This is a genomic window from Seonamhaeicola marinus (genome assembly GCF_008085455.1).
The window spans coordinates 1-377 of record NZ_VSDQ01000778.1; the positions used below are offsets into that span (position 1 = coordinate 1).

Genomic DNA, 377 nt, shown 5'->3' on the forward strand with positions numbered 1-377 from the left:
CTTATACGTAGTAAAGGAGTTGGCTTATATTTTGTAACCCAAAACCCAACCGATGTTCCTGAAGAAGTTCTTGGGCAATTAGGTTTAAAAATTCAGCATGCCTTAAGAGCTTTTACTGCTAAAGACAGAAAAGCTATTAAACTTACAGCGCAAAATTACCCCGAATCTGATTATTATGATACTACCGAAGTTTTAACATCATTAGGTATTGGCGAAGCCTTAGTATCTGCTCTAGACGAAAAAGGCCGCCCAACACCATTAGCTGCAACCATGATGCGCGCACCAATGAGCCGTATGGATGTTTTAACAGATACTGAACTTAGCAACCTTATAGCCAACTCTAAACTAGCAAAAAAATATAATAAAGCTATTGATAG

General features: G+C 37.9%; 1 protein-coding gene. It reads left to right on the top strand.

The genetic code is table 11. From position 1 onward, the window contains the following. The coding region (locus tag FUA24_RS23490) for a helicase HerA-like domain-containing protein (protein WP_148545765.1) at positions 1-377 on the top strand (377 nt) is incomplete at both ends.